The sequence below is a fragment of the Cellulomonas dongxiuzhuiae genome (genome assembly GCF_018623035.1).
GTDB lineage: Bacteria > Actinomycetota > Actinomycetes > Actinomycetales > Cellulomonadaceae > Cellulomonas > Cellulomonas dongxiuzhuiae.
Genome location: NZ_CP076023.1, coordinates 1,309,214 through 1,334,845, shown reverse-complemented (window position 1 = coordinate 1,334,845; position 25,632 = coordinate 1,309,214). Strand labels below are relative to the sequence as shown.

At 74.1% G+C, this 25,632-nt stretch carries 26 protein-coding genes; 15 read left to right on the top strand and 11 right to left on the bottom strand.

Annotated features, from left to right (window positions below):
- Window positions 1–101 precede the first annotated feature (101 nt).
- A complete protein-coding gene (locus KKR89_RS05975) occupies window positions 102–434 on the top strand; it encodes a SelT/SelW/SelH family protein (RefSeq protein WP_208197424.1) in 333 nt (110 codons plus the stop codon).
- A gap of 83 nt (window positions 435–517) precedes the next feature.
- Window positions 518–1,426, top strand: coding sequence for an aldose 1-epimerase family protein (locus KKR89_RS05970; protein WP_208197423.1), 909 nt, complete (start codon window positions 518–520; stop codon window positions 1,424–1,426).
- 63 nt (window positions 1,427–1,489) lie between these two features.
- On the opposite strand, the gene KKR89_RS05965 is transcribed toward KKR89_RS05970, so the two are convergent.
- The 3 genes from KKR89_RS05965 to KKR89_RS05955 form a co-directional block, all read right to left on the bottom strand.
- Window positions 1,490–2,338, bottom strand: a complete 849-nt coding sequence (locus KKR89_RS05965) for a M15 family metallopeptidase (RefSeq protein ID WP_208197422.1) — start codon at window positions 2,336–2,338, stop codon at window positions 1,490–1,492.
- Window positions 2,339–2,574: 236 nt separating this feature from the next.
- The gene (locus KKR89_RS05960; protein WP_208197421.1) at window positions 2,575–3,621 is read right to left on the bottom strand and encodes a hemolysin family protein; all 1,047 of its coding nucleotides are present in this window, start codon (window positions 3,619–3,621) and stop codon (window positions 2,575–2,577) included.
- Window positions 3,621–4,937 (bottom strand): hemolysin family protein, encoded by a 1,317-nt coding sequence (locus KKR89_RS05955; protein ID WP_208197420.1) that lies wholly within the window; start codon window positions 4,935–4,937, stop codon window positions 3,621–3,623. Before KKR89_RS05955 ends, KKR89_RS05960 begins: the two co-directional genes overlap by 1 nt.
- A 248-nt stretch (window positions 4,938–5,185) precedes the next feature.
- On the opposite strand from KKR89_RS05955, the gene KKR89_RS05950 reads away from it, so the two are divergent.
- The 3 genes from KKR89_RS05950 (at window position 5,186) to KKR89_RS05940 (ending at window position 11,023) form a co-directional block, all read left to right on the top strand.
- Complete coding sequence (locus tag KKR89_RS05950; RefSeq protein WP_208197419.1) at window positions 5,186–5,941, top strand: response regulator transcription factor; 756 nt, start codon at window positions 5,186–5,188, stop codon at window positions 5,939–5,941.
- Window positions 5,938–7,053, top strand: coding sequence for a HAMP domain-containing sensor histidine kinase (locus KKR89_RS05945; protein ID WP_208197418.1), 1,116 nt, complete (start codon window positions 5,938–5,940; stop codon window positions 7,051–7,053). Before KKR89_RS05950 ends, KKR89_RS05945 begins: the two co-directional genes overlap by 4 nt.
- A 187-nt stretch (window positions 7,054–7,240) precedes the next feature.
- Entirely contained in the window at window positions 7,241–11,023 is a 3,783-nt protein-coding gene (locus KKR89_RS05940; protein ID WP_208197417.1) for a multifunctional oxoglutarate decarboxylase/oxoglutarate dehydrogenase thiamine pyrophosphate-binding subunit/dihydrolipoyllysine-residue succinyltransferase subunit, read from the top strand.
- A gap of 101 nt (window positions 11,024–11,124) precedes the next feature.
- On the opposite strand, the gene KKR89_RS05935 is transcribed toward KKR89_RS05940, so the two are convergent.
- Window positions 11,125–12,132 (bottom strand): GlxA family transcriptional regulator, encoded by a 1,008-nt coding sequence (locus tag KKR89_RS05935; RefSeq protein WP_208197416.1) that lies wholly within the window; start codon window positions 12,130–12,132, stop codon window positions 11,125–11,127.
- A gap of 93 nt (window positions 12,133–12,225) precedes the next feature.
- Between KKR89_RS05935 and KKR89_RS05930 the strand changes: the two genes are divergently transcribed.
- The 3 genes from KKR89_RS05930 to KKR89_RS05920 all read left to right on the top strand — a co-directional run bounded on the left by KKR89_RS05930 (window position 12,226) and on the right by KKR89_RS05920 (window position 13,612).
- Window positions 12,226–12,387 (top strand): hypothetical protein, encoded by a 162-nt coding sequence (locus KKR89_RS05930; protein WP_208197415.1) that lies wholly within the window; start codon window positions 12,226–12,228, stop codon window positions 12,385–12,387.
- A gap of 144 nt (window positions 12,388–12,531) precedes the next feature.
- A complete protein-coding gene (locus KKR89_RS05925) occupies window positions 12,532–13,131 on the top strand; it encodes a GDSL-type esterase/lipase family protein (RefSeq protein WP_208197414.1) in 600 nt (199 codons plus the stop codon).
- Window positions 13,118–13,612, top strand: coding sequence for a hypothetical protein (locus tag KKR89_RS05920; protein ID WP_208197413.1), 495 nt, complete (start codon window positions 13,118–13,120; stop codon window positions 13,610–13,612). Before KKR89_RS05925 ends, KKR89_RS05920 begins: the two co-directional genes overlap by 14 nt.
- A 46-nt stretch (window positions 13,613–13,658) precedes the next feature.
- Here KKR89_RS05920 and KKR89_RS05915 read toward each other — a convergent pair whose 3' ends face one another.
- The 3 genes from KKR89_RS05915 to KKR89_RS05905 form a co-directional block, all read right to left on the bottom strand.
- A complete protein-coding gene (locus KKR89_RS05915; RefSeq protein WP_208197412.1) occupies window positions 13,659–14,264 on the bottom strand; it encodes a PadR family transcriptional regulator in 606 nt (201 codons plus the stop codon).
- The gene (locus KKR89_RS05910; protein WP_243883231.1) at window positions 14,264–15,154 is read right to left on the bottom strand and encodes a DUF4097 family beta strand repeat-containing protein; all 891 of its coding nucleotides are present in this window, start codon (window positions 15,152–15,154) and stop codon (window positions 14,264–14,266) included. The genes KKR89_RS05915 and KKR89_RS05910 overlap by 1 nt, the downstream gene beginning before the upstream one ends.
- A gap of 131 nt (window positions 15,155–15,285) precedes the next feature.
- Window positions 15,286–16,374, bottom strand: coding sequence for a type IV pilus twitching motility protein PilT (locus tag KKR89_RS05905; RefSeq protein ID WP_208197411.1), 1,089 nt, complete (start codon window positions 16,372–16,374; stop codon window positions 15,286–15,288).
- A 138-nt stretch (window positions 16,375–16,512) separates the two neighbouring features.
- Here KKR89_RS05905 and KKR89_RS18610 point away from each other — a divergent pair, with 138 nt between their 5' ends.
- Window positions 16,513–16,587 carry a 50S ribosomal protein bL37 gene (locus KKR89_RS18610; protein ID WP_099052597.1) on the top strand — a complete coding sequence of 25 codons (75 nt, stop codon included), beginning with the start codon at window positions 16,513–16,515 and terminating at the stop codon, window positions 16,585–16,587.
- A gap of 82 nt (window positions 16,588–16,669) precedes the next feature.
- On the opposite strand, the gene rsrA is transcribed toward KKR89_RS18610, so the two are convergent.
- Together rsrA and KKR89_RS05895 are read right to left on the bottom strand one after the other, a co-directional pair.
- Window positions 16,670–16,987: a mycothiol system anti-sigma-R factor gene (rsrA, locus tag KKR89_RS05900; protein WP_208197410.1), complete on the bottom strand. Its 318-nt coding sequence runs from the start codon at window positions 16,985–16,987 to the stop codon at window positions 16,670–16,672.
- A complete protein-coding gene (locus tag KKR89_RS05895) occupies window positions 16,984–17,754 on the bottom strand; it encodes a sigma-70 family RNA polymerase sigma factor (RefSeq protein ID WP_372438587.1) in 771 nt (256 codons plus the stop codon). The genes rsrA and KKR89_RS05895 overlap by 4 nt, the downstream gene beginning before the upstream one ends.
- A gap of 127 nt (window positions 17,755–17,881) precedes the next feature.
- Here KKR89_RS05895 and KKR89_RS05890 point away from each other — a divergent pair, with 127 nt between their 5' ends.
- The 6 genes from KKR89_RS05890 (at window position 17,882) to KKR89_RS05865 (ending at window position 23,249) form a co-directional block, all read left to right on the top strand.
- Window positions 17,882–18,430 (top strand): DoxX family membrane protein, encoded by a 549-nt coding sequence (locus KKR89_RS05890; protein ID WP_208197408.1) that lies wholly within the window; start codon window positions 17,882–17,884, stop codon window positions 18,428–18,430.
- A 35-nt stretch (window positions 18,431–18,465) separates the two neighbouring features.
- Window positions 18,466–19,797: a 3-phosphoshikimate 1-carboxyvinyltransferase gene (gene aroA / locus KKR89_RS05885; protein ID WP_208197407.1), complete on the top strand. Its 1,332-nt coding sequence runs from the start codon at window positions 18,466–18,468 to the stop codon at window positions 19,795–19,797.
- Complete coding sequence (gene rsgA / locus KKR89_RS05880) at window positions 19,797–20,882, top strand: ribosome small subunit-dependent GTPase A (protein WP_208197406.1); 1,086 nt, start codon at window positions 19,797–19,799, stop codon at window positions 20,880–20,882. The genes aroA and rsgA overlap by 1 nt, the downstream gene beginning before the upstream one ends.
- A gap of 84 nt (window positions 20,883–20,966) precedes the next feature.
- Window positions 20,967–21,749, top strand: coding sequence for a histidinol-phosphatase (gene hisN / locus KKR89_RS05875; protein ID WP_208197405.1), 783 nt, complete (start codon window positions 20,967–20,969; stop codon window positions 21,747–21,749).
- Entirely contained in the window at window positions 21,746–22,510 is a 765-nt protein-coding gene (locus tag KKR89_RS05870) for a class I SAM-dependent methyltransferase (protein ID WP_208197404.1), read from the top strand. The genes hisN and KKR89_RS05870 overlap by 4 nt, the downstream gene beginning before the upstream one ends.
- 67 nt (window positions 22,511–22,577) lie before the next feature.
- Window positions 22,578–23,249 carry an alpha/beta hydrolase gene (locus KKR89_RS05865; protein ID WP_208197403.1) on the top strand — a complete coding sequence of 224 codons (672 nt, stop codon included), beginning with the start codon at window positions 22,578–22,580 and terminating at the stop codon, window positions 23,247–23,249.
- Between the two features lie 66 nt (window positions 23,250–23,315).
- Here the strand turns inward: KKR89_RS05865 and KKR89_RS05860 are convergent, their stop codons facing one another.
- Both KKR89_RS05860 and gltX read right to left on the bottom strand, forming a co-directional pair.
- Window positions 23,316–24,041: an HAD family hydrolase gene (locus KKR89_RS05860; RefSeq protein WP_208197402.1), complete on the bottom strand. Its 726-nt coding sequence runs from the start codon at window positions 24,039–24,041 to the stop codon at window positions 23,316–23,318.
- Window positions 24,038–25,549: a glutamate--tRNA ligase gene (gene gltX / locus KKR89_RS05855; protein ID WP_251141036.1), complete on the bottom strand. Its 1,512-nt coding sequence runs from the start codon at window positions 25,547–25,549 to the stop codon at window positions 24,038–24,040. The genes KKR89_RS05860 and gltX overlap by 4 nt, the downstream gene beginning before the upstream one ends.
- Between the last annotated feature and the right edge of the window lie 83 nt (window positions 25,550–25,632).

The window sequence follows — 25,632 nt, the reverse complement described above, 5'->3', positions numbered from 1 at the left end:
TCGGGGCAGGCCCCGCGGCACGTCGCAGGACTTCCCCCGGACGGACGGTCGTCGCGTGCGTGCGTGCGTGCGTGCGTGCGTGCGTGCGGAAGACTGCCGCCATGAGCGCCGACGACCCGCAGCCGCGCGTCACCATCACCTACTGCACCCAGTGCCGCTGGCTGCTGCGGGCCGCCTGGTACGCGCAGGAGCTGCTGACGACCTTCCACCGCGAGCTCGGCGAGGTGGCGCTGCGCCCCGCGACCGGCGGCGTCTTCACGGTCGAGGTCGACGGCGAGACGATCTGGGACCGCTCGGACGGGCGCGGCTTCCCCGAGGTGACGACGCTCAAGCAGCTCGTCCGCGACCGCGTCGCACCGGACAGGCCCCTGGGGCACTCCGACGTCAGGGCCGGGGCGCGCGCGGTCCCGGACGACGACGTCCCGACCGTCTGACCCCCGCGCCGGGCGTACGGCGCACGCCCGTCTCGGCGGGTCCCCCGGCGGTGACCTCGGCCGGCCCCGGATAGGTTGTGCACGTGAACACGCCCTCCCCCACAGGTGACCAGCACGTGCTGCGGCACGGCGACCAGGTCGCCGTCGTCACGTCCGTCGCCGCGAGCCTGCGCGAGTACCGCGTGGGCGACCGCGACGTCGTCCTGCCCTTCGCGGTCGACGCGATCGCCCCCGCCTTCTCCGGTGGCGTGCTCGCCCCGTGGCCCAACCGGTTGCGGGACGCGACCTACCGCTTCCGCGACGTCACCTACCAGGTGCCGCTGACCGAGCACGAGCGCCTCACGGCCCTGCACGGCCTGGTGTCCTACGCCCGCTTCGCGGCCGTGGACGTGACGCCGGAGTCCGTGACGCTGCGGCACGACCTGGTCCCGATCCCCGGGTACCCGTGGCCCCTGCGCCTCGACGTCACGTACGCGCTGGCGCAGGACGGCCTGACCGTCACGGTCGAGGCGACCAACCTGGGCACCGGCGTGGCGCCGTACGGCGTCGGGTTCCACCCGTGGCTCTCCCCCGGCCCCGGTCCTGTCGACGCGTGCACCCTCCGGCTCGACGCCGCGCGCCGCGTGACGGTCGACGAGCGGCTGCTGCCCGTCGGCACCGAGGCGGTCGCCGGCCGCTTCGACCTGCGCGAGGGCCGCCCGCTCGCGGGCGTGGCCCTCGACGACGCGTGGGTCGACGCGACGCCCGACGCGGACGGTCTGACGTGGGCGACGCTCACGGGCGGCGACGGCCGCACGGTCGCCGTGTGGGCGGACGCGACCCTGCCCGCGTGGCAGGTGTGCACGGGTGACGGGATCGCGGGCATCGAGCGCCGCGGCGTCGCCGTCGAGCCGATGACGTGCATCGCGGACGCGTTCCGCACCGGTGAGCTGCTCGTGGAGCTCGAGCCGGGTGCGTCCCACGAGGTCCGCTGGGGCATGTCGCTGCGCTGAGCGGACGAGCGGGCCGAGCCTGCCGACGACCGGTGGGCCCGCTGCGGCGGGCGCGCCGGTCCGTCAGCCGTAGTACTCGCCGTCGGCCTTGACGCCCTTGGTGTACTCCCAGTGCCACGGCTCGTAGGGGCCGGAGCCACCCTTGACCGCCCAGTTCGGCTGCTCCCAGCCGAAGGTCGGGCCGTTGTCGTTGAGCCACGTCCAGCGGGCGCCCGAGGTCTGGATGGAGCAGAAGTCCATCGCGAGGCCCCAGCCGTGGTTGCTCTTGCCGGGGGTGGCGGCCATGCCGCCCTTCTGCGCCTTGACGGCCTTCTGCTGCGCGAGCGTGCGGTAGCCCGAGGTCAGGCACATGTCGGTGCCGAACCGCGCGACGTGGGCCTCGTTGAGCTCGGCGAGCGCCACGGCCGCGTCGGCGCGCATCTGCGTGCGCCCGTCCCACAGCGTGCACAGGTCCTTGGTCGCCAGCAGGCCGTTCGAACCCGCGGCGCGCACGCCGCCGTCGCAGCCGGGCAGCGCCGACCGCTCGGCGTCGCGCGAGACCTCCGCCAGCGCGCGGAGCCGCGAGGCGCCGTCGGCGGAGACGAGCGGGGTCGGCGGCAGGTCGGACAGCGGGATGGCGGTCAGCGCGGTGACCGTCGAGGGCAGGTTCGGGTCGACCTGCCGCTCGCCGACGACGATCTCACCGTCCGCGACGCCCTGCGAGACCGGGACGACGACCGTGACGGCCACGAGCGCGGCCAGCACGCCGGTCCGTCCGAGCATGCGGGTGGACCATCGGCGCGGTGCGTCCGCGGCCGGGGCGCCCAGGCCCTCGACGGCGGGGGCGGCGGCCACGGGGACCGGGGGCGCGTCGGTGCGCTGCTGCCGGTCCCGGCGCGCGCGTGTCGTCGGCTCCGCTCGGTGGGATCCCACGACACCTCCGCCTCACTCGTCCCGCGTGACATCGGTCCCCCCCGATGCGGTCACGGAACCATAACGGGATGTGGGTGCCCTCTCCAAGACCCGGCCATGTCACAGACCGGTCCCGAATCGGGCACCCGGTGCGACACGCCGTCCGACACGCCGCGCGTTCACCGATCCTCCACCGGACGGCCCACAACCCGGGGCACCCGCGGAGCGTTCGGGGTGCGCCCTGCACCCCCTTCGCCTCACCGCAGCTGGCCCCGCTGCATCGCGTCGCGGACCTCACCCACGAGCTCCTCGAGGATGTCCTCGAGGAAGACCACACCCGTCGTGCGGCCCTGCGCGTCGTCGACCCGGGCGAGGTGCGACCCCGAGCGCTGCATGGCCTCCAGCGCGGTCTCCACCTCGTCCTGCGGCCCGACCACGGCGAGCGTGCGCACGCGCCACGACGGGACGGGCTGGGTGCGGGTCGTGTCGTCGGCGTACAGGACGTCCTTGATGTGGAGGTAGCCGGTCGGCCGACCGTCGCCGTCGAGGACGACGAACCTGCTGAAGCCGTTCCGCCCGACGAGGTGCTCGATGTCGTCGGGCGTGCTGGCCGCGTCGACCGTGACGAGGTCGTCGACCGCCACCATGACCTCGGCCGCCGTCCGGTCGGAGAACTCGATGGCACCCGCGAGCAGGCCCTGCTCGTCGGCCAGCAGGCCCTCGGCCTGCGAGCGCTCGACGATCGACTGGACCTCCTGCGCCGTGAACGCCGAGGCGACCTCGTCCCGCGGCTCGACGCGGAACGCCCGGAGCACATGGTTCGCGAGCCAGTTGAGCACGACGATCACGGGCCGCAGGACGCGCGCGACCCACACGAGGGGCGGACCGAACAGCAGCACGGCACGGTCGGGCCCGGACACGGCCAGGTTCTTGGGCACCATCTCGCCCAGCACGACGTGGAGGTACACGACCACGAGCAGCGCGAGGACGAAGGCGATCGGGTGCGTGAACGCGTCCGGGACGCCCAGGGCGTGCAGCGGGGACTCGATGAGGTGCGCGATCGCCGGCTCGGCGACCAGCCCCAGGCTCGTCGAGCACACGGTGATCCCGAGCTGCGCCGCCGCGAGCATGAGCGACACGTGCTCCATGGCCCACAGCACGGTGACGGCCCGGCGGTCACCCGCCTCGGCGAGCGGCTCGACGGACGAGCGCCGCGCGGACATGATCGCGAACTCGGCGCCGACGAAGAAGGCGTTGGCCGCGAGCAGGACGACGGCCAGGACGAGCGCGACGGTGCTGTCCATCACGCCTCACCCCCCTCGTCCTGCAGCTCGCGGACGAGCACACGCTCGACGCGACGGCCGTCCATGCGCTCGACCCGCAGGCTGACGCGTCCCTCGAGGATCTCGTCGCCCTCCACGGGCACCCGGCCCAGCCGGGCCATGAGGAGTCCTCCCACGGTCTCCCAGGGGCCGTCCTCGGGGACGCGCAGCGCGGTCGCCTCGTGCAGCTCGTCGGGCCGGATCACGCCGGGCAGCACCCACGAGCCGTCCGCCTGGCGGGCCAGCTGGCCGCGCGTGCGGTCGTGCTCGTCGGCCACCTCCCCCACCAGCTCCTCCACCACGTCCTCGAGCGTCACGGCACCGGACGTGCCGCCGTACTCGTCGACGACGAGCGCCATCTGCAGGCCCTGCGCCCGCAGGTCCACGAGCAGCGGGCCGAGCCCGACGGTCTCGGGGACCCGGGGCGCCTCCACCATGAGCGCAGCGGCGGGCACCTCGGTGCGCCGCTCGTGGGGCACGGCCATGACCTTGCGGAGGTGCACGAGCCCGACGACGTCGTCGACGGAGTCACCGATCACGGGGAAGCGCGAGTGGCCCGTCTGGCGGGCCAGGGCCATGACGTCGGCGGCCGAGTCGTCGCGGCGCACGACGACCAGGCGCGTGCGGTCCGTCATGACGTCGACGGCCGTGAGGGTGGAGAAGTCGATCGAGTTCGTCAGCAGCGTCGCCGTGGCCTGGTCGAGCGTGCCCTGCGCCGCCGACCGGCGCACGAGTGACGCGAGCTCCGCAGGCGAGCGTGCCCCCGACAGCTCCTCGCGCGGCTCGACGCCCACCCGCCGCAGCAGGGCGTTGGCCGTGCCGTTGGTGACGGCGATGACGGGCCGCAGCGCCGCGGTGAACCCGAGCTGCAGCGGCGCGACCACGCGCGCGGTGCCCAGCGGGCGGGCGATGGCGAAGTTCTTGGGGACCAGCTCGCCGAACAGCATCGAGAAGCCGTTGACCAGCACGAGTGCGAGCACGGCCGCGATCGCGCCGGCCACGGCGCGACCCGCTCCGGTCGCCTCGAGCGGGATGCCGAGCAGCCGGACGACGGCGGGCTGCGTCGTGTAGCCGAGCAGCACGGTCGTGACGGTGATGCCGACCTGCGCGCCCGAGAGCTGCGTGGACAGGCGCCGCAGGGCCCGCAGCACCGAGGCACCCCGGGCGTCGTCGGGGGCCGTCCGACGCTCCACGAGGCCGGGGTCGAGCGTGACGAGGGCGAACTCGGCGGCGACGAAGATCGCGGTCCCCGCGGTCAGCAGCACGCCGAGGCCGACGAGCAACCAGTCGGTCAGCACGTGGCCACCCGCGTCCGGGTGGCACGGTGGCCCTCCGCCGCTGCGGAGGATGACGAGGGTGGGCCGGCGGTCTCGCGCCCCGGGGGGACCGAGCCTGCTCCTGCGCCGGGGGCGCGGCGGGAGCGGGACGGGACGCGATGCCGGCAGCGACTTGAGCTGCTCATGGTGGGGCACATCCTACGGACCTCCGACCGACCTGCCGAGTGCTCGCCGGGACTCGTGCCAGGTCGGTGTGCCACGCTGACCCCATGGTCACCACCGTGTCGCGTCCGGGCGTCACCACCGTCCTCGTCGTGGAGGACGAGCCCGCCATCGCCCAGGCGATCGTGCACCGTCTCACCGCGGAGGGCTGGACCGTCGAGGCCGTCGGGGACGGTCACGCCGGCGTGGCCGCCGCGGCCCGCCTCCAGCCCGACGTCGTCGTGCTGGACGTCATGCTGCCGGGGATCGACGGGCTCGAGGTCTGTCGGCAGATCCAGGCCGAGCGGCCGGTACCGGTCCTCATGCTGACCGCCCGCGACGACGAGACGGACATGCTCGTGGGTCTCGGCGTCGGCGCCGACGACTACATGACCAAGCCGTTCTCGATGCGCGAGCTCGTCGCCCGCACCAAGGTGCTGCTGCGCCGCACGGAGCGCGCCGCGCGCGCCGCCGAGCTGGCCACCGTGCAGCATCCCGACCCGCCGCTGGTGGTCGGGGACGTGACGATCGACAGCGCGCAGCGACGCGTGCAGCGCGCAGGCGCAGAGGTGCACCTGACGCCCACGGAGTTCGACCTGCTGCTGACGCTCGCCTCCTCGCCGCGCACCGTCCTGACGCGCGAGCGGCTGCTGGCCGACGTGTGGGACTGGGTCGACGCGAGCGGCACGCGGACGGTCGACTCGCACATCAAGGCGCTGCGCCGCAAGCTCGGGTCCGACCTCATCCGCACGGTGCACGGGGTCGGGTACGCGTACGAGCCGGCCGGGGACGCCCCCGCCGACGACGCGGACGGGAGCTCGTGACGTCCGGCCCCGAGCCGCACGCCCGGCACGCCCGCGGGGACTCCGAGCGCTGGCGCCTGCCCGACGTGCGCCCGCTCGACCCGCTGCGCAGCATCAAGATGAAGCTGGGCGTGCTGGTCGCGGCGACCGTCACGCTGGCCGCGTTCGTCATCTGGGTGGGGTACGGGCAGGCGCTCGGCCCGAGCCGCACGCTGCCCCTGGCGATCGCGCTGTCCCTGGTTGTCACGCAGATCCTCGCGCGCGGCATGACGTCGCCCCTGCGCGAGATGACCGAGGCGGCGCGGGCCATGGCAGGCGGCGACTACAGCCGCCGCGTGCGCTCGACGAGCCGCGACGAGGTCGGGCAGCTCGCCGAGGCGTTCAACACGATGGCCGACGACCTCCAGCAGCTGGACACGTTCCGTCGCGAGCTCGTCGCGAACGTCTCGCACGAGCTGCGCACGCCCGTCACCGCGCTGCAGGCCGTGCTCGAGAACATGGTCGACGGTGTCAGCGAGCCCGACCCGGCCACGCTCCAGGTCGCGCTCGCGCAGACCGAGCGGCTCTCGCGTCTCGTGTCGTCGCTGCTCGACCTGTCGCGGGTGGAGGCCGGTGCGATGGACCTGCGCCTCGAGGAGGTCCACGTCGGCGAGCTGCTGCGGCAGGCGGCCGACGAGGCGTCGCTCGTGGGCGCGGACAAGCACCTGCGCTTCTCCGTCGACGTCGAGCCGGCGGACCTCACGGTCCCGGCCGACCCCGAGCGCCTGCACCAGGTGGTCGCGAACCTCCTGCAGAACGCCGCGCGCCACTCGCCGCCCGACGAGGAGGTGCGCGTCGTCGCGCGCCGCGACGGGCACGACGTGCGGGTCGACGTGATCGACCGCGGTCCGGGCATCGCGCGGGACCAGCGCGCGCACGTGTTCGAGCGCTTCGTGCGCGGCAACACCCCCGCGCTGACCGGTCAGGGCTCGACGGGTGGCACGGGCCTGGGGCTGGCGATCGTCCGCTGGGCGGTCGAGCTGCACGGCGGCTCGGTCGCGGTCGCCGACTCGGCGTCCGGCTGCACGATGCGCGTGCTCCTGCCGGCGGACGGTGCGGTCCGCCGCGGAGGGCTGCCGCGGACCCGCCCTTGAGCGCTCTCCCAGGTCGTCTTTAGGGGCCGTTGACCCCCGCCCGCCGGCGGGGTGAAGAGGCTGCACAGATCACGTCCGCGGGTGCGCCGCGAGGGGCGGTCGCCGCCGCCGAGCACGTAGTGTTGTCGTCAACAGAACTGGCGATGGCGCGGTCCGGCACCGCGCACCGGAAGTGGGCGATCCCAGCGTGACGCAGAACGCGCAGTCAGACTCCACCCGTGCCGACTTCGGTGCGAACGAGTGGCTGGTCGACGAGCTGTACGAGCAGTACCAGAAGGACCGCAACGCGGTGGACCCCGCCTGGTGGGACTTCTTCGAGGGCTACAAGCCCGAGACGACGGGGGCCGCGACCAACGGCGACGCGTCCCCGCCCGGGAACCCCGCGCCACCCCCGGCACCTGCGGCGCCCGCTGCGCCCGCCGCTCCGGCCGCGCCCGCGGGTGACGGCGCCGCCAGGCCTGCCGCCCCCGCGCCGGCCGACGGAGCCGAGGCCCGCGTCGTCGAGGTGACGCCCTCGCCGGTCGCGACGGCGCAGCCGGCCACCGCGCCCTACGCGGCGGTCGCGACGCGCCGCACCGACGCCCCGGACGTCCAGCCCGTCGACGACGTGCAGCGGCTGCGCGGGCCGGCGGCCCGCGTCGTGACGAACATGGAGTCGTCGCTCGAGGTGCCGACGGCGACGTCGGTGCGCGCCGTGCCGGCCAAGCTGATGGTCGACAACCGCATCGTCGTCAACAACCACCTGTCCCGCGGTCGCGGCGGCAAGGTGTCGTTCACGCACCTCATCGGCTACGCGCTGGTCGAGGCGGTGCGCGAGATGCCCGCCATGAACGCGTCGTACACGCTCGTCGACGGCAAGCCGGGCGTCCTGACGCCCGCGCACGTCAACCTGGGTCTCGCGATCGACCTGGCCAAGCCCGACGGCACGCGCCAGCTGCTCGTGCCCTCGATCAAGAAGGCCGAGACGCTCGACTTCGCGCAGTTCTGGACCGCGTACGAGGACGTCGTGCGCCGGGCGCGCACCAACAAGCTCACGGTCGAGGACTTCGCCGGCACCTCGATCTCGCTGACGAACCCCGGCACCATCGGCACGGTCCACTCGGTCCCGCGCCTCATGCAGGGCCAGGGCACGATCGTCGGCGTCGGCGCGATGGACTACCCGGCGGAGTTCGCCGGGACGTCGGACGAGCAGCTCAACCGGATGGGCGTCTCGAAGGTCCTGACGATCACGTCGACCTACGACCACCGCATCATCCAGGGCGCGCAGTCGGGCGACTTCCTGCGGATCCTCTCGCGCAAGCTGCTGGGCGAGGACGGCTTCTACGACCGCGTCTTCGCGGCGCTGCGCGTGCCCTACGAGCCCGTGCGCTGGGTCCGCGACGCCAACCACGACCCCGACGCCGAGGCGATCAAGCCCGCCCGCATCGCCGAGCTCATCCACGCGTACCGCTCGCGCGGCCACCTCATGGCGGAGACCGACCCGCTGGCCTACCGCCAGCGCAAGCACCCCGACCTGGACGTGCAGAACCACGGCCTGACGCTGTGGGACCTGGACCGCACCTTCCCCACCGGTGGCTTCACCGGCAAGACGCGCGCGACGCTGCGTGACGTCCTCGGCCTGCTGCGGGACTCGTACTGCCGCACCGTGGGCGCCGAGTACATGCACCTGCAGGACCCCCGCCAGCGGCGGTGGCTGCAGGAGCGCCTGGAGTCCGGCTACGCACGCACCCCGCGCGAGGACCAGCTGCGGATCCTGCGCCGCCTCAACGCGGCCGAGGCGTTCGAGACGTTCCTGCAGACCAAGTTCGTCGGCCAGAAGCGCTTCTCGCTCGAGGGCGGCGAGTCCCTCATCCCGCTGCTCGACGCGATCCTGTCGCGCGCGGCGAACGGCGGGCTCGACGAGGTCGGCATCGGCATGGCCCACCGCGGGCGGCTCAACGTGCTGGCGAACATCGCCGGCAAGTCCTACGGGCAGATCTTCAGCGAGTTCGAGGGCAACCAGGACCCGAAGTCGGTGCAGGGCTCCGGCGACGTGAAGTACCACCTGGGTACGGAGGGGGTCTTCACGGCGGAGTCCGGTGCGACGACCGACGTGTACCTGGCCGCCAACCCGTCGCACCTCGAGGCCGTCGACCCGGTGCTCGAGGGCATCGTGCGCGCCAAGCAGGACCTCATCGACCTGGGCGGCGACGGCTTCTCGGTGCTGCCGATCCTCATCCACGGCGACGCGGCGTTCGCCGGCCAGGGCGTGGTGTTCGAGACCCTGAACCTGGCGCAGCTGCGCGGCTACCGCACGGGCGGCACGATCCACGTGATCGTCAACAACCAGGTCGGGTTCACCACCGGGCCGTCGTCGTCGCGCTCGTCGCAGTACGCGACGGACGTGGCGAAGGGGCTGCAGGTCCCGATCTTCCACGTCAACGGGGACGACCCCGAGGCCGTGGTGCGCATCGCCGAGCTGGCGTTCGAGTACCGCGAGCAGTTCGACCGCGACGTCATCATCGACATGGTCTGCTACCGCCGGCGCGGCCACAACGAGGGCGACGACCCGTCGATGACCCAGCCGCTGATGTACAACCTCATCGAGGCCAAGCGGTCGGTGCGCAAGATCTACACCGAGACCCTCGTGGCGCGCGGCGACATCACGATCGAGGAGGCCGAGCAGGCCCTGCGCGACTACCAGTCGCAGCTCGAGCGCGTGTTCAGCGAGACGCGCGAGGACGGCTGGACGCCGCCCCCGGCGGACGTCGAGACCGTCGCGGGCCTCGAGCGCCCGGAGTCCCAGCAGGAGGACGCCGGCGTCATGGTCGGCTGGCAGACGGCGGTGCCCGCCTCCGTCCTCCAGCGCATCGGTCACGCCCACGTGAGCCCGCCCGAGGGCTTCACGGTTCACCCGAAGCTCGCCCAGCTCCTGGAGAAGCGCGAGCGCATGAGCCGGGACGGGGGCATCGACTGGGGCTACGGCGAGATCCTCGCGTTCGGCTCGCTGCTCATCGAGGGCACGCCGGTGCGCCTCGCCGGTCAGGACTCGCGTCGCGGCACGTTCGTGCAGCGCCACGCGGTGCTGCACGACCGTGAGACGGGCGCCGAGTGGACCCCGCTGCTGTACCTGTCGGGCGACCAGGCGAAGTTCTGGGTCTACGACTCCTCGCTGTCGGAGTACGCGGCGCTCGGGTTCGAGTACGGCTACTCGGTGGAGCGCCCGGACGCGCTGGTGCTGTGGGAGGCGCAGTTCGGCGACTTCGTCAACGGCGCGCAGACCGTCATCGACGAGTTCATCTCCTCCGCCCAGCAGAAGTGGGCCCAGCGCTCGTCGGTCGTGCTGCTGCTGCCGCACGGCTACGAGGGCCAGGGACCGGACCACTCGTCGGCCCGGATCGAGCGGTTCCTGCAGCTCGCGGCCGAGGACAACATGACGATCGCGCAGCCGTCGTCGCCCGCGTCGCACTTCCACCTGCTGCGCCGTCAGGCGTACCAGCGCCCGCGCCGCCCGCTCGTGGTGTTCACGCCCAAGTCGATGCTGCGCCTCAAGGCGGCGACGTCGGACGTGCAGGACTTCACGACGGGCACGTTCCGGACCGTGGTCGGGGACGACCTGGCCGCCGGCAAGGCCGACCAGGTCACGCGCGTGCTGCTCTGCTCGGGCAAGGTCTACTGGGACCTGCTGGCGCAGCGCGTGTCCTCGGGTGACCAGCAGACAGCGATCGTGCGGTTCGAGCAGCTCTACCCGCTGGAGCCGGACGCGATCGCCGAGGCGCTCGCGCCGTACGGCGACGCGGAGCTGGTGTGGGTGCAGGACGAGCCGCGCAACCAGGGGCCGTGGACGTTCATGTCCACGCACCTGCCGCGGATCGTCGGGCGCGACGTGCAGGTGGTGTCCCGCCCCGAGTCCGCCTCGCCCGCGGCCGGGTCGGCCAAGAAGCACGCCGTCGAGCAGAAGGCGCTGATCGAGGCCGCCTTCGCGCGCTGAGCCGACGCCCACGGGGCCGGACCGCCCTCCCGCACGGGAGGGCCGGGCCGGCCCCGTCGTCGTCCTGCCCGGGTGTGCGCCCGCGTGCCGGCGTCGCCCGGTCAGGAGGCGCGCTCAGCCCGTTCCTCGTCGTCCAGGCCGTCGGCGGACCCGGCCACCGGCGTGCGGGTGAACCGGCGGCGGTAGGCCAGCGGCGTCGTGCCGAGCGTCCGCGCGAAGTGGTGGCGCAGGAGCGCCGCGGAGCCGAAGCCGCAGCGCCGGGCCACCTCGTCGACGGGCGCGTCGGTGCGTTCGAGGAGCTCCTGGGCGCGCCCCACGCGCTGGCGTGCGACCCACGCAGCCGGCGTGACGCCCGTCTCGGCACGGAACCTGCGCGCGAAGGTCCGCTCCGACATGAGCGCCTGCGCGGCGAGCACCGGGACGCCCAGCTCCTCGTCGAGGTGCTCCAGCATCCAGGTGAGCAGCGGGGCGAGGGTGTCGGCGACGGACGGCAGCGGCGTGTCCACGTACTGCGCCTGGCCGCCGTCGCGCTGCGGCGGGACGACCATGCGGCGCGCGACGCTGGTCGCGGCCGCCGCACCGAGCTCGCGGCGCACGAGGTGCAGGCACGCGTCGATGCCGGCGGCCGTCCCGGCGCCGGTGATCACGCGGCCGTCCTCGACGAAGAGCACGTCGGGGTCGACGGTCGCCGCCGGGAACCGCGCGGCGAGCTCCGCGGCGTGCATCCAGTGCGTCGTGCAGCGCCGTCCCTCCAGCAGGCCGGCCTCCCCCAGGGCGAAGGCACCACTGCAGATCGACAGGATCCACGCCCCGCGGGCGTGGGCGTCGCGCAGTGCCATCAGCACCTCGGCGGGGACGCCTGCCGCCGGCATCCCGTACGCGGGGACGACGACGAGGTCGGCGTCGAGCGTGGCCTCCAGGCCGTGCTCGACGACGATGGAGAACCCACCCTTGGTGGGCATGACGGCGCCGGCGACGGGGCCGCAGACCCGGAAGTCGAAGGTCGGGCCGCCCGTGTCGGAGCGGTCGATCCCGAAGACCTCGCAGGCGGTCCCGAGCTCGAACGGCGCGGCGTGGGGCAGGGCGACGACGGTGACGGTCCGGAGCATGTTGCCACGGTCGCACGTGGTTGGCAGGATCTCAACGCTTGTCGGCACATCTGCCACTCGTGGCACGATATCGACGAGAGCACAGTTTCTGCCATGGACATCTTCTGGCTGATCCTCGCGACCCTGTCCGTCGCCGCCGTCCTCGGCGGCCTGGCCCGCGCCGTGCGCGACGACGGCCTGGGCCACCGTGAACCGCCCCCCTCGCACGTCGACGACGCGCACCGCACACCCCTGACGCAGGTCTTCTCCCGCTGACCCGGTCCGGTCGCCCGGACGCCGGGCGACTCGGGCCGACCCGCGCACCGAACGGCACGACCAGGCGGCCCGCGCCTGAGAGACTGTCGCCCGAGCAGGCACCGGACGGCCCGGCGCTGCGGGCATGGGCAGGAGTGATGCTGCGTGGGTGAGCTGCCGCTGCGCCTCGCGGTCGTCGGGGACGAGCTGGTGGCCGGCGCGGGCGACCCGAAGGGCCTCGGGTGGGTCGGACGCGTCACCGCCCGCACGCCCGCCCCGGACCCGTTGACGGTCCTCACCCTGGCCGTCCCCGGGGAGACCAGCACCGAGCTCGGCGCCCGCTGGGACGCCGAGGTCTCCCGCCGGCTCTCGCCGCACGCCGACAACCGCCTCGTCGTGGCGCTGGGCCGCGCCGACATCGGCGCCGGGCTGTCGCTGGCGCGCAGCCGGCTCAACCTGGCCAACGTGCTGGACATCGCCGACCAGCGCCGCATCCCGGCCTTCGTCGTCGGACCGCCGCCGGGCGCACCGCACGACGGCGACCGGCTCGCGGAGCTGTCGGCGGCGCTGGGCGACGTCGCGGCACGGCGTCGGGTGCCGTACGTCGACATGTACTCGCCGCTCGCCGCGCACGACCAGTGGCTCGCCGACATGGCGACCTCCCCGCACCAGCTACCCGGCCAGGCCGGCTACGGCCTCATGGCCTGGCTCGTCCTGCACACCGGGTGGCAGGCCTGGCTCGGTCTGCCCGATGACGGCGCCTGATCCCCTGCCCGTCCCGTCGACGGGACCCCGGCTCGACACCCCCGCCCCGCGCGTCGTGGGCCCGTGGGCCGTCCTCGAGGTGTGCGGGCGCGCCGCGCTGATCCTGCTGGGCGCCGCCGTGGTGCTCTACGTCGGGTACATCGTGGTCGAGCGCCCGACGTCCCGTGAGGGCGTGGACGCCGCCACCGCCGCGGCGATCCTCGCCATGATGTACGCGCTGCACCTCGCCGCGCTGCTGGTGCTGGGCTGGCCGGGCGGCATCGCGACGGCGCACCTGCTGCGCCACGAGACGTCCGAGGCCCGCCACGTCGCCGGGTTCGCGGTGACGGGCGCCGTGCTCGGTGCCGCGGTCCTGCTCGTCGTGGGGCACGTCGGCGCCGCGGCGGTGTGGGCTGTGGTCGGTGCCGCGTCCGCGGGAGCGGCGCGCGCGTGGACCGGTCGCGCCCGTCGCCGCCGCGCCGTCCACCCCTCCCGCGCCTAGCCGCCGCACCTGCATCGGTCGCGGCCCCACCGCCCCCGGGCGTGCGTCAGCGCAGGGTCGAGCGCATCGTGCGCAGCGCGGTGTCCAGCACCGTGCGCAGCGTCTCGACCGTGAGCTCGTCGACGCCCGCCGCGGCGTCCGCACGGCGCAGGTCGGCGCGGACCTCGTCGCCGAAGCGCCGCACGACAGCCTCCGCCTCGACGCGGCGCCGGTGGGACGCCGTGCGCTGCGGGTCCGGCGCGCCGGACACCGGGGTCGCCGCGTCACGCGCCCGCTGCGCGGCCGACGCGAGGTCGGCGCGCAGCCCGCGCATGGCCGCCTGCACGTCGTCCCGCACCTGCGACGCCTGGGCCCGCACCGTCTCCGAGATCTCGGCCTCGAGGTGGGCGAGGTCGCCGCGCCGCTCGTCGAGCACGGCCCGGCCGGCGTCCGTCAGCGTGTACGTGGCCTTGCGCCCGTCGTCGGAGCGCCGGACGAGGCCCTCCTCCTCGAGCCTCGCGAGCCGCGGGTAGACCGTGCCGGCGCTCGGCCGGTAGGTGCCGCCGAACCGGTCCGACAGCGCGGTGATGAGCTCGTAGCCGTGCCGCGGCCCGTCCTCGAGGAGCGCGAGGAGGTACAGCCGCAGCTGGCCGTGCGCGAAGACCTGGGCCATCAGGCGTGGCCGCTGGTCACGTCGTCGGCGACGTCGCCCGTCGCGTCACCCGGCACGGCGTCCGCCACGTCGTCAGCGACCCCGGGCGCGCGCAGGACCGTGACGTGGCCCGTGACCGTCGTCGCCGAGAGGAACGTGCCGCCGTCGCCCGCGTCGAGGTCGACCGTGCGGTGCCCCGGCCCGGCGCCCTTGTGCTCGCGCCCGTCGACCACGAGCCGCCCGGAGACGGACTGCGCGCGCACCTGCAGCCCGGCGCCCTCGGGCAGCCGCACCGTCAGGTCGCCCGAGACGGTCGTGACCGTCAGCGAGGACGTGCCGGTGCCGACGTCGAGCGAGACGGCTCCCGACACCGAGTTGCCCTGCACGAGGGTCAGGTCGCCGGACGCGGCGATCTCGCCCGAGACGGTGTTGAAGCGCAGGTCGCCGTCGTGCCGGCGCACGACGATGTCACCCGAGACGGTGTTGACCGACAGTTTGCCGCGCACGTCGTCGACGACCACGGACCCCGAGACGGTCGACACCGACGCATCCTGCCGCAGACCCGCGACGAGCCCGTCGGCGCTGACGGTGGCGACCTTGGCCAGGACGCTGCGCGGGACCGCGAGGTGCACGTCGGCGCGGTCCTTGTCCTGGAAGTTGCGGAACTTCTCGACGAACCCCTCCCAGCCGCCCAGCGTGAAGCTGTACCCGACACGCAGCTCGCCGTCGGCGAGGGTCACCTCCAGCGGGCGGCCGTCGACGCGGTGCACCTCGAGGCGCGCACCACGCGCGTCGGGGTCGTCGTGCGCGACGACGTCGAGACGTCCGCCGACGAGCCCGACGCGCAGCGCGCGGACGTCCTCGACCTCGATGACCTGCGGGCCGGCGACGACCCAGGATTCCGTGGACATGTGGACCTCCAACGCGATATGTCGTGTGATGCAGACACGCTATATCGCGAGTGCGCAGAGCACAACGCCCCAGGCAGCACGACGGCCGGCGCCCCAGGGGGTCACCGGCCGTCGACGGCTCGCGCCGCGCGTCAGACCACGATGCCCGCGCCGCGCAGCTCGACCGTCAGGTCGTGCGGGTTCGACGCCACGGCCAGCGCCTCCTCGTAGGTCACGACCGCGTCGCGCACGAGCGTGTACAGGTGCTGGTCGAACGTCTGCATCTTGTAGAAGTCGCCGTCCTTGATGAGGTCCAGCAGCGGCGGGTTCTCCTGCGGCTCGATGATCGCCTCGGCCGTACGACCGGTGTTGACCATCACCTCGATCGCCGCCTGCCGCCCGCTGCCGTCGGCCTTGCGCACCAGTCGCTGCGAGACGATGCCGCGCAGCGACTGCGCGAGCGCGATGCGGACCTGCTTCTGCTCGTGCGGCGGGAAGAAGTCGACGATGCGGTTGATCGTCTCGGCGGCGTCGATCGTGTGGAGCGTCGACAGCACGAGGTGGCCGGTCTCCGCGGCCGACAGCGCCGCGCGCACCGTCTCGACGTCGCGCATCTCGCCCACGAGGATGACGTCCGGGTCCTGGCGCATGGCCGCACGCAGCGCGACCGTGAAGTCCGCGGTGTCCTGGCGCACCTCGCGCTGGGACACGATCGCCTTCTTGTCCGAGTGCAGGATCTCGATCGGGTCCTCGATCGTGACGATGTTGACCTCGCGGTAGGAGTTGATGAGGTCGACCATCGACGCCAGCGTCGTGGTCTTGCCCGACCCCGTCGGGCCCGTCACCAGCACCAGGCCGCGCGGCTCGAGCGCGAGCTCGCCGACGACCTCGGGCAGCCCCAGCTCCCCGAGCGACTGCGCGCCCACCGCGACCCGGCGGAACACCATGCCGTACGTGCCGCGCGCCTGGTAGGCGTTGACACGGAACCGCCCGACGCCGGACAGCGAGTACGCGAAGTCCGCCTCCTTGGTGTCCCGGAACTTCTCCACCAGGTCGTCGGGCAGGACCTCCTCGAGCATCCGCTCGGTATCCAACGGCCGCAGCTCCGGCGCCTGCAGCTTGCGCAGGCGTCCGTCGACCCGCACGCGCGGGGCGGAGCCGACCTTGCAGTGCAGGTCGGAGCCCCCGGTGCTGGCCAGGGCGTGCAGGAACGGGATCACGGACTGCGGCTGCTGGCTCACGTCAGGGGTATCGGGATCCGGGTGCCCGCACTTGAGCGACACGGGGGGCGCGCCCGACCCGCGCGGTGTGGGACGATGGAGCGATATCCCCGGCGCGTGCGGTCTTGAGCGCGCGCCGCGAACCGAGGAGAACCAGCGATGAGCAAGCGTGGCCGCAAGCGTCGCTCCCGCAAGGGGAACGCCGCCAACCACGGCAAGCGTCCCAACGCCTGAGCGTTCGACGCCCTGACGTGCCGACGGGCCCGGAGCATCGCTCCGGGCCCGTCGCCGTCCCACCTGGTGCCCGACGCCTGCGTCAGGCCTCGGGTTCCGCCCCGGCGCGCTGGCGCAGGACGGTCAGCTGCTCGCGGATCCGCAGCCGCAGCGCGGCCGGCGCCTCCTCCTGGCAGCAGCGCCGCACGAGCTGCTTGAGGACCACCTCGACGTGCTCCTCCTCGAGGCACGGCGCGCACTCGTCGAGGTGCGCCTGGACGCGCTTCTGGTCCAGGTCGCCCAGCTCGGAGTCGACGTACTCCCAGAGACGCTCGACCGCCTCGTCGCACCCGCAGGCGGTGCCGTCCACCGGCCCCGGGCCCGTGGACGGGCCGGAGCCGGCGTCCTCGGGGGCGCTCATCGTGCACCGTCCGGGACCGTCGGGGCGGCACCGGCCAGCCCCCGGCCGCGTGCGTAGTCGGAGAGCAGCTCGCGCAGCTGTGCGCGTCCTCGGTGCAGGCGGGACATCACCGTCCCGATCGGCGTGCCCATGATCTCGGCGATCTCCTTGTACGCGAAGCCCTCGACGTCCGCGAGGTACACCGCGATGCGGAAGTCCTCGGGGATCTGCTGCAGGGCGTCCTTCACGTCGGAGTCCGGCAGGTGGTCCAGCGCCTCGGCCTCGGCCGAGCGCAGGCCGCGTGACGTGTGCGACTCCGCACGCGCCAGCTGCCAGTCCTCGATCTCCTCCGACCGGGACTGCTGCGGCTCGCGCTGCTTCTTGCGGTACGTGTTGATGTACGTGTTGGTGAGGATCCGGTAGAGCCACGCCTTGAGGTTGGTGCCCGGGCGGTACTGGTGGAACGCCGCGAACGCCTTGGTGAAGGCCTCCTGGACGAGGTCCTCCGCGTCGGCGGGGTTGCGCGTCATCCGCAGCGCAGCGCCGTACAGCTGGTCCAGGTAGACCAGCGCCTCCGCCTCGAACCGGTCGCTGCGGGCGGCGTCGTCCTCGCCGGCCGGGGCACGCGTCGTGCCCTGGTCCTCCTCGACGCCCTCGGGTAGCTCACTCATCGCCCACGAGCCTAGTGCTCCGCGCACCAGGTCACCCGACCGGGCGTCGGGCACGCCCCACGGCGACACGGCGGGTGCGGGCCCGGGCAGGGGACGGGTCTCGACGGCACAGCTCATGACCGGTCCAACACCCGCCCACCGTGCGGGCATTCCCGGCACGCGTTGCCGTGGGTGCGCGCCGGGCGGCGGACGACACTAGCGTGGGACCACCGCCGACCCGCGGTCGATCCCCCAGGAGGAACCCGTGCTGCTGCGTCGCCTCGCCCGTCCCCTGTTCGCGTCGTGGTTCGTCAGCCAGGGGCTCGACGCGCTGCGGCACCCCGGCGCCCACGCCCAGGTCGTGCGCGACGGCCTGGACGGCGTGCGTGCCCGCGTGCCGCTGTCCGCCCGGTCCTCGGCACCCGGGCCCGTCGCGAAGGCCCTCACGGGCGGTTTCAGCGACAAGCAGCTCGCGACCGCGACCCAGGCGCACGGTGCCGCGATGCTCGTCGCCGGCGCGATGCTGGCCGTGGGACGCGCGCCGCGCACCGCCGCCCTGGCGCTCGCCGGGCTCACCGTCCCGCTCGTGCTCGTGAACCTCCCCGTCGGCCGCGACTCCCTGACGCCCGAGGAGAAGAAGGCGCGCTCCGAGCGCCTGGTGCGGGCCCTGTCGTTCGCGGGCGGCGCCGTTCTCGTGGGTGTCGACCTCGAGGGCCGCCCGGGCGTGTCGTGGCGCGTGCAGCACGCTCGGGCCGACCGCGCGGCGCTGAAGGCCGCGCGCGCCACCGAGGCCGCCAAGCACGTGGACGGCTGACGCCCGCCGTGCACCGACGCCGCTAGCCTGGCCGCATGACGAGCCCGCACACCGACCTGTGGTCCGCCCCCGTCGCCGACGCGCCGCTGGACGCCACGGTCGCGGTGCCCGGCTCGAAGTCGCTGAGCAACCGCTACCTCGCCCTGGCCGCTCTCGCCGAAGGCCCGAGCACGCTGCGATCGCTGCTCGTCTCGCGCGACACGCGGCTCATGGCGGCGGCGCTCGAGACGCTGGGCGTGCAGGTGGACCTCGGCGGTGACGCCGTGCGCGTCACCCCCGGGCGGCTGCGCGGGCACGTCACGATCGACTGCGGCCTGGCCGGAACCGTCATGCGCTTCCTGCCCGCGATCGCGGCGCTCGCCGACGGCCCCGTGCACTTCAAGGGCGACGTCGAGGCGCTCGTGCGGCCCATGGGCCCCCTGCTGCAGGCGCTGCGCGCGCTCGACGTGCGGGTGGACGACGAGGGTGAGCCCGGCCACCTGCCGTTCACGGTCCACGGCCGCGGGACGGTGGGCGGCGGCCACGTCGACATCGACGCGTCAGGCTCGAGCCAGTTCGTCAGCGGCCTGCTCCTCGCCGGTGCCCGGTTCGAGCGCGGGCTCACGGTCCGGCACACCGGCCCGACGCTGCCGAGCCTGCCGCACATCGAGATGACGGTCGACGTGCTGCGCGCCGCGGGCGTGGTGGTCGACGACTCGCGTCCCGAGATCTGGCGCGTCGAGCCCGGGCCGGTCGCGGGTCGCGACGTGCACGTCGAACCGGACCTGTCGAACGCCGCGCCGTTCCTGTGCGCCGCGATGGTCGCCGGCGGCTCCGTGCGCGTCCCCGGCTGGCCGGCCCGCACGACGCAGCCCGGCGGGCTGCTGCCGGACATCCTGACGCGCATGGGGGCGTCCGTGGCGCTCGACGGCGAGGTGCTCACGGTCACGGGCACCGGCGAGGTGCGCGGTGTCGACCTCGACCTGCGGGCCGCCGGTGAGCTCGCGCCGACGATCGCCGCGCTGGCGACGCACGCCGGCTCCCCCACGCGGCTGCGCGGCATCGCGCACCTGCGCGGCCACGAGACCGACCGGCTGGCCGCGCTCGCGGCGGAGATCACCCGCGTCGGCGGGCAGGCCGAGCAGACGTCCGACGGCCTGGTCATCACGCCGCGCCCGCTGCACGGCGGCGTGTGGCGGACGTACGCCGACCACCGCATGGCGACCGCCGGCGCCCTCGTGGGGCTGCGCGTGCCCGGCGTCGAGGTCGAGGACGTCGCCACCACCGCCAAGACCCTGCCCGGCTTCGTCGACCTGTGGACCGGCATGCTCGCGGCGTCCGCCGGCCACGTGGTGCGTGACGGCCTGACCGCGGGACCGACCGCCTGATGCCCGAGCGGCGCTACGACGAGCGGGACGTACGGATCCGTCCTGGTCGGGGTTCGCGCCCCCGCACCAAGCGACGCCCCGAGCACGCCGACGCGCGCACGGCGATGGTCGTCGCGGTCGACCGGGGCCGCTACACGGTGCTCCTCGACCCCGGCGGCCCGGACGAGACCCGGATCCTCGCCATGAAGGCGCGCGAGCTCGGACGGGACCGCGTGGTGCCGGGCGACCGCGTCGACGTCGTGGGTGACACCACCGGCGCCGAGGGGTCGCTCGCGCGCATCGTGCGGATCGGGGAGCGCCGCACCGTGCTGCGCCGGACGGCCGACGACACCGACCCGGTCGAGCGGATCATCGTCGCCAACGCCGACCGGCTCGTCGTCGTGACCGCGCTGGCCGACCCCGAGCCGCGCACACGGATGATCGACCGGTGCGTGGCTGCGGCGTACGACGCGGGCATGGAGGTCCTGCTCGCCCTGACCAAGGGGGACCTGGCGGACCCCGCCGAGCTGATCGCGATGTACGCACCGATCGGCGTCGACGTCGTCGTGACGAGCCGTGGCGTCGACCCCGTGACGGGTGAGCGCACGATCGTCGGGCTCGACAGGCTGCGCGACGTGCTGACGGGCGACGTGTCCGTCCTGGTCGGCCACTCGGGCGTCGGCAAGTCCACGCTCGTCAACGCACTCGTCCCCGACGCCAGGCGCGCCGTCGGCGTGGTCAACGACGTGACGGGCCGCGGGCGGCACACGTCCTCCTCGGCCATCGCGCTCGAGGTCCACGGCACGGACGCCCCGACGTGGGTCATCGACACCCCCGGCGTGCGGTCGTTCGGGCTCGCGCACGTCGACCCGAGCCACCTGCTCGGGGCGTTCCCCGACCTCGACGACGTGGCACGCGAGTGCCCCCGCGGGTGCACGCACCTGGCCGACTCCCCCGACTGCCTGCTCGACGAGTGGGTGGCCGACGCACCGGACGACGTCGTCCGCGCGGCACGCGCCGCACGGCTCGACTCGTTCCGCCGTCTGCTGGTCAGCCGCCTCGGCGTCGAGGACGAGACCGACGGGGACGGCGCGCGCGGCCGGTGATGTCCGCCCCGCTTCGGTAGGTTGACGCCGCGGACCGCCCGTCGACGACGGTGGACGGGTACCGCACCTGCAGTGAGGAGCCCCATGGCCTACGACGACGACCTCCGGCTGGCGCACGTCGTCGCCGACACGGTCGACTCGCTGACGATGTCGCGCTTCAAGGCGCAGGACCTGCAGGTCGAGACCAAGCCGGACCTGACGCCCGTCACCGACGCGGACCGTGCGGCCGAGGACCTGGTGCGCTCCCAGCTGGGCCGCGCGCGACCGCGTGACGCGGTGCACGGCGAGGAGCGCTCGGACACCGGGCACGGCCCGCGCCGCTGGGTCGTCGACCCCATCGACGGCACCAAGAACTTCGTCCGCGGGGTCCCCGTCTGGGCGACGCTGCTGGCACTGATGGACGGCGACGAGGTCGTGCTCGGCGTGGTGAGCGCCCCGGCGCTCGGCCGGCGCTGGTGGGCCGCCAAGGGCACGGGCGCGTTCACGGGCAAGTCCCTCGCGGCCGCGACGCGGCTGCGCGTCTCGGGCGTGGAGCGGCTCGAGGACGCGTCGCTGTCGTACTCCGACCTGGGCGAGTGGGAGGAGCACGGGCGCCTCGACCCGTTCCTCGACCTGAGCCGTCGCGTGTGGCGCACGCGGGCCTACGGCGACTTCTGGTCGTACGTGCTCGTCGCGGAGGGTGCGGTCGACGTGGCCGCCGAGCCCGAGCTCGAGCTGTACGACATGGCGGCGCTCGTCCCCGTCGTCACCGAGGCGGGCGGCCGCTTCACGTCCCTGAAGGGCGTCGACGGCCCGCACGGCGGCAACGCCGTCGTCACCAACGGCCTGCTGCACGACGAGGTCCTGGCCGTGCTGGAGGGCCGATGAGCGCTCCGGACCGGGACCGCCCGGTGGGCCCGCACGCCGAGCACGCGGCGTCCTTCACGCACCACGCCGACGAGTACGCCGCCGTCCGCCCGGGCTACCCGCCCGCCGCGGTCGACCTGCTGGTCCCGTCGGACGCTCACGACGTCCTGGACCTGGCCGCCGGCACGGGCAAGCTCACCGAGTCGCTCGTGGCGCGCGGGCTGCGCGTGGTGGCCGTCGAGCCCGCCGACGGCATGCGCGAGCAGCTCGCCGCGCGTCTCCCGCAGGTCGAGGTGCACGCGGGCACGGCGGAGGCGATTCCCCTGGCCGACGCGTCCGTCGACGCCGTCACGGTCGCCCAGGCGTGGCACTGGTTCGACGAGCCCGTCGCGGCGGCCGAGGTCGCGCGCGTGCTGCGCCCGGGCGGCACGCTCGGGATCGTCTGGAACGACCGTGACGAGGACGTGCCCTGGGTCGGGGCGTACGGCGCGCTGCTGCACGAGGCGGCCGGACCCCAGCTCGCACGCGGCACGCACCCCACGCTCGGTGACGCGTTCACCGACGTCCTGCGCACCGACGTGCGGTGGGAGCACGTCCTGACGCCCGACGAGCTCGTCCGACTCGCGGGCACGCGCTCCTACGCGCTGGTCCTGCCGCCCGACGAGCGGGCCGCGCTGCTGGACCGGGTGCGGACGCTCGTCACGACGCACCCCGACCTCGCGGGGCTCGACCGGGTCCCGGTCCCCTACGTGGCGCGCGTGTACACGGCCCGTCGCCGCTGACTCCGGCACCGGGTCGACGCGTCGCAATTCGTTTGCGGTGCGGCGGGAGTGCGGCACCATGCCTGCCATGGATGTGGTGTTCGTTCACGGATCGGGGAGCGCGGGAGCCGCCGCCTGGCCGCAGCAGGCGGCGGCCGCGGAGCCCGGCTGGCTGTTCCTGACGCGCGAAGGTGTCGCCGACGATGCCGCTCGGGACGCTCGACGCCTCCTGGCGTGGCTCCGTGCTCGCGGCGGAGGGCACGTCGTCGCCTCGTCGTACGGCGCGAACGCGGCGGTGCTGGCCGCCCAGATCGAGCCCGCCGTGGTGCGGTCGCTGGCACTCCTGGAGCCCGCGTGCTTCGACCTGGCGCGCGGAGAGCCGGCCGTCGAGGAGCACATCGCGGCGATGACGCCCGTGTTCGAGGCCGCCGACGACGCGTCCGTGTCAGCGCGTGACTTCTCGCGGCGGTTCTCGGCTGCGATGGGGATGGAGCCCCCTGACGTGCCGGAGGAGGAGCTGCAGGCGAGGGTCAGCCGCCTGCGGGCGCTTCGCCCGCCGTGGGGCATCGGACTGCGGTCGCAGCGGGGCCTGCCCGCCAGGACGTTGGTCGTCACCGGCGGTGGGAGCCGCATCTACGAGGAGACCGCCGGGGCCCTCGTCGCGCTCGGCGCCCAGCACGTGACCCTCGAGGGCGCCGGCCACCGCGTACAGGACCACCCACGGGCTACCCAGGTGCTCAGGCAGCACTGGATCGGCTGAGCGGCGGCACGTGCAGGAGCGGGCGCGCGCCCGGCAGCCTTCTCGGCCGGGGGCCGGCGAGATGGGTCAGGCCAGGTCGAGGATGCCGGGGAGCTCGTCGAGCGACCGGATGACGAGCACGTCGGCCGACGCGACCTCGGCGTCGGTCACCGGGACGCGGCGCGGACCCGGCCGGTCCAGCCAGACGCCCACCAGTCCCGCGTCCCGCGCGGCCACGGCGTCGACGTCGAGCTCGTCACCGACGTAGGCCGTGCGGGCCGGTGCCGTGCCCAGGCGCCGGCACGCCTCGAGGAAGACCCGCGGGTCCGGTTTGCCGAAGCCGAGGGTGTCGACGCCGACGAGCACCTCCAGCCGCTCCCCCAGTCCGGCGCGCGCCAGCTTGGTGCTCTGGTACGCGTGCCGCGCGTTCGTCAGCGCCCCGATGCGGACGCCCGCGTCGAGCAGCCGGGCCAGCACCGGGTCGGCGTCGGCGTGCGCCGTCCACCCCGCGGCGAACGCGTCGTCGAAGAGCGCGTCCCACGCGTCGTACGCGTCGTCGTCGAGCACCGGGCCACCGACCGCCGCGTGCAGCTCGTTCGCGCGCGTCATGCGCTGCTCGCGGAACGTCAGCTCGCCGCGCGTGTACGCGCGGTAGTGCCCGCCGGGGTCCGCTCGCCACAGGACGAGCGCCGCGTCGACGTCCACGCCCGGCGCGTACCGGTCGAGCACCGCGGCGAGCGCGACGCGGAAGGCCGCACGCGTCTCGACGAGCGTGTCGTCGATGTCGAACAGGACGCCGTCGACCGCCGTCACAGGGTCGCGCGCAGCGCGGCGATCCGCGCCAGGGTCGCGTCCTTGCCGAGGATCTCCATGGACTCGAACAGGGGCGGCGACACGCGGCGGCCCGTCAGCGCGACGCGCAGCGGGGTGTACGCGAACCGGGGCTTGATGCCCAGGCCGCCCTCCTCCACCGGCGACACGAGCGCGGCGCCGAGCGCGGTCTGCGTCGCGTCGGTCGTGAAGCCGTCGGCGGGGATCCCGTCCAGCACCTGCGCGGCGCGGTCGAGCACGTCGGCCGACTCGGCCCGCAGCGCGCCGCGGGCGTCCTCGGCGACCTCGAGCGCGTCGTCCGCGACGAAGAGGAAGCCGAGCATGCCGACGGCCTCGCCCAGCAGCGTCATGCGCTCCTGGACCAGCGGGGCGCCCGCGTCGAGCAGCGCGCGGTGCTCCGGCGACAGGTCCGCGTAGGAGTCCGCGGGGACCAGGCCCGCGGCGTGCAGGTAGGGCACGAGGCGGTCGCGGAAGTCCTCGGGGGCGAGCATGCGCACGTGCGCACCGTTGATGGCCTCGGCCTTCTTCAGGTCGAAGCGCGCGGGGTTCGGGTTGACGTCGGCGACGTCGAACGCCGCGACCATCTCGGCCATCGTGAACACGTCGCGGTCGGGCGCGATGGACCAGCCCAGCAGCGCGAGGTAGTTGAGCAGCCCCTCGGGGGTGAACCCGCGGTCCCGGTGCAGGAACAGGTTGGACTCGGGGTCGCGCTTGGAGAGCTTCTTGTTGCCCTCGCCCATGACGTACGGCAGGTGGCCGAACTGCGGCATGACGGTGGCGACGCCCAGGTCGAGCAGCGCCCGGTAGAGCACGACCTGACGCGGCGTCGAGGACAGCAGGTCCTCGCCGCGCAGCACGTGCGTGATGCCCATGAGCGCGTCGTCGACCGGGTTGACGAGCGTGTACAGCGGGTGCCCGTTGCCGCGGACGATGACGTAGTCGGGCACCGACCCGCCCTTGAACGTGATCTCGCCGCGCACCAGGTCGACGAACGAGACGTCCTCGTCGGGCATCCGCACCCGGATGACCGGCTCGCGTCCGTCCGCCCGGTAGGCGGCCTTCTGCTCGTCGGTGAGGTCCCGGTCGTAGCCGTCGTACCCGAGCTTGGGGTCCCGCCCGGCAGCGCGGTGCCGCGCCTCGACCTCCTCGGGGGTCGAGAACGACTCGTAGGCGTAGCCGCCCTCGACCAGGCGCGCGACGACGTCGCGGTACAGGTCGTAGCGCTGCGACTGCCGGTACGGCTCGTGCGGGCCGCCGACCTCGACACCCTCGTCCCAGTCCATGCCCAGCCAGCGCAGCGCGTCGAGCAGCTGCAGGTACGACTCCTGCGAGTCGCGCGCCGGGTCGGTGTCCTCGATGCGGAACACGAACGTGCCGCCCACGTGACGTGCGTACGCCCAGTTGAACAGCGCGGTACGGATGAGGCCGACGTGGGGCGTGCCCGTCGGGGACGGGCAGAAACGGACGCGCACGGGACTGCTGGCGGACACGGAACACCTCGGAGGTGGCAGGAGCGGGATCCCCTCCAGCCTACCGAGCGGCCGGAACCCCGAGGTGCCGCCCGTCGTTGGAG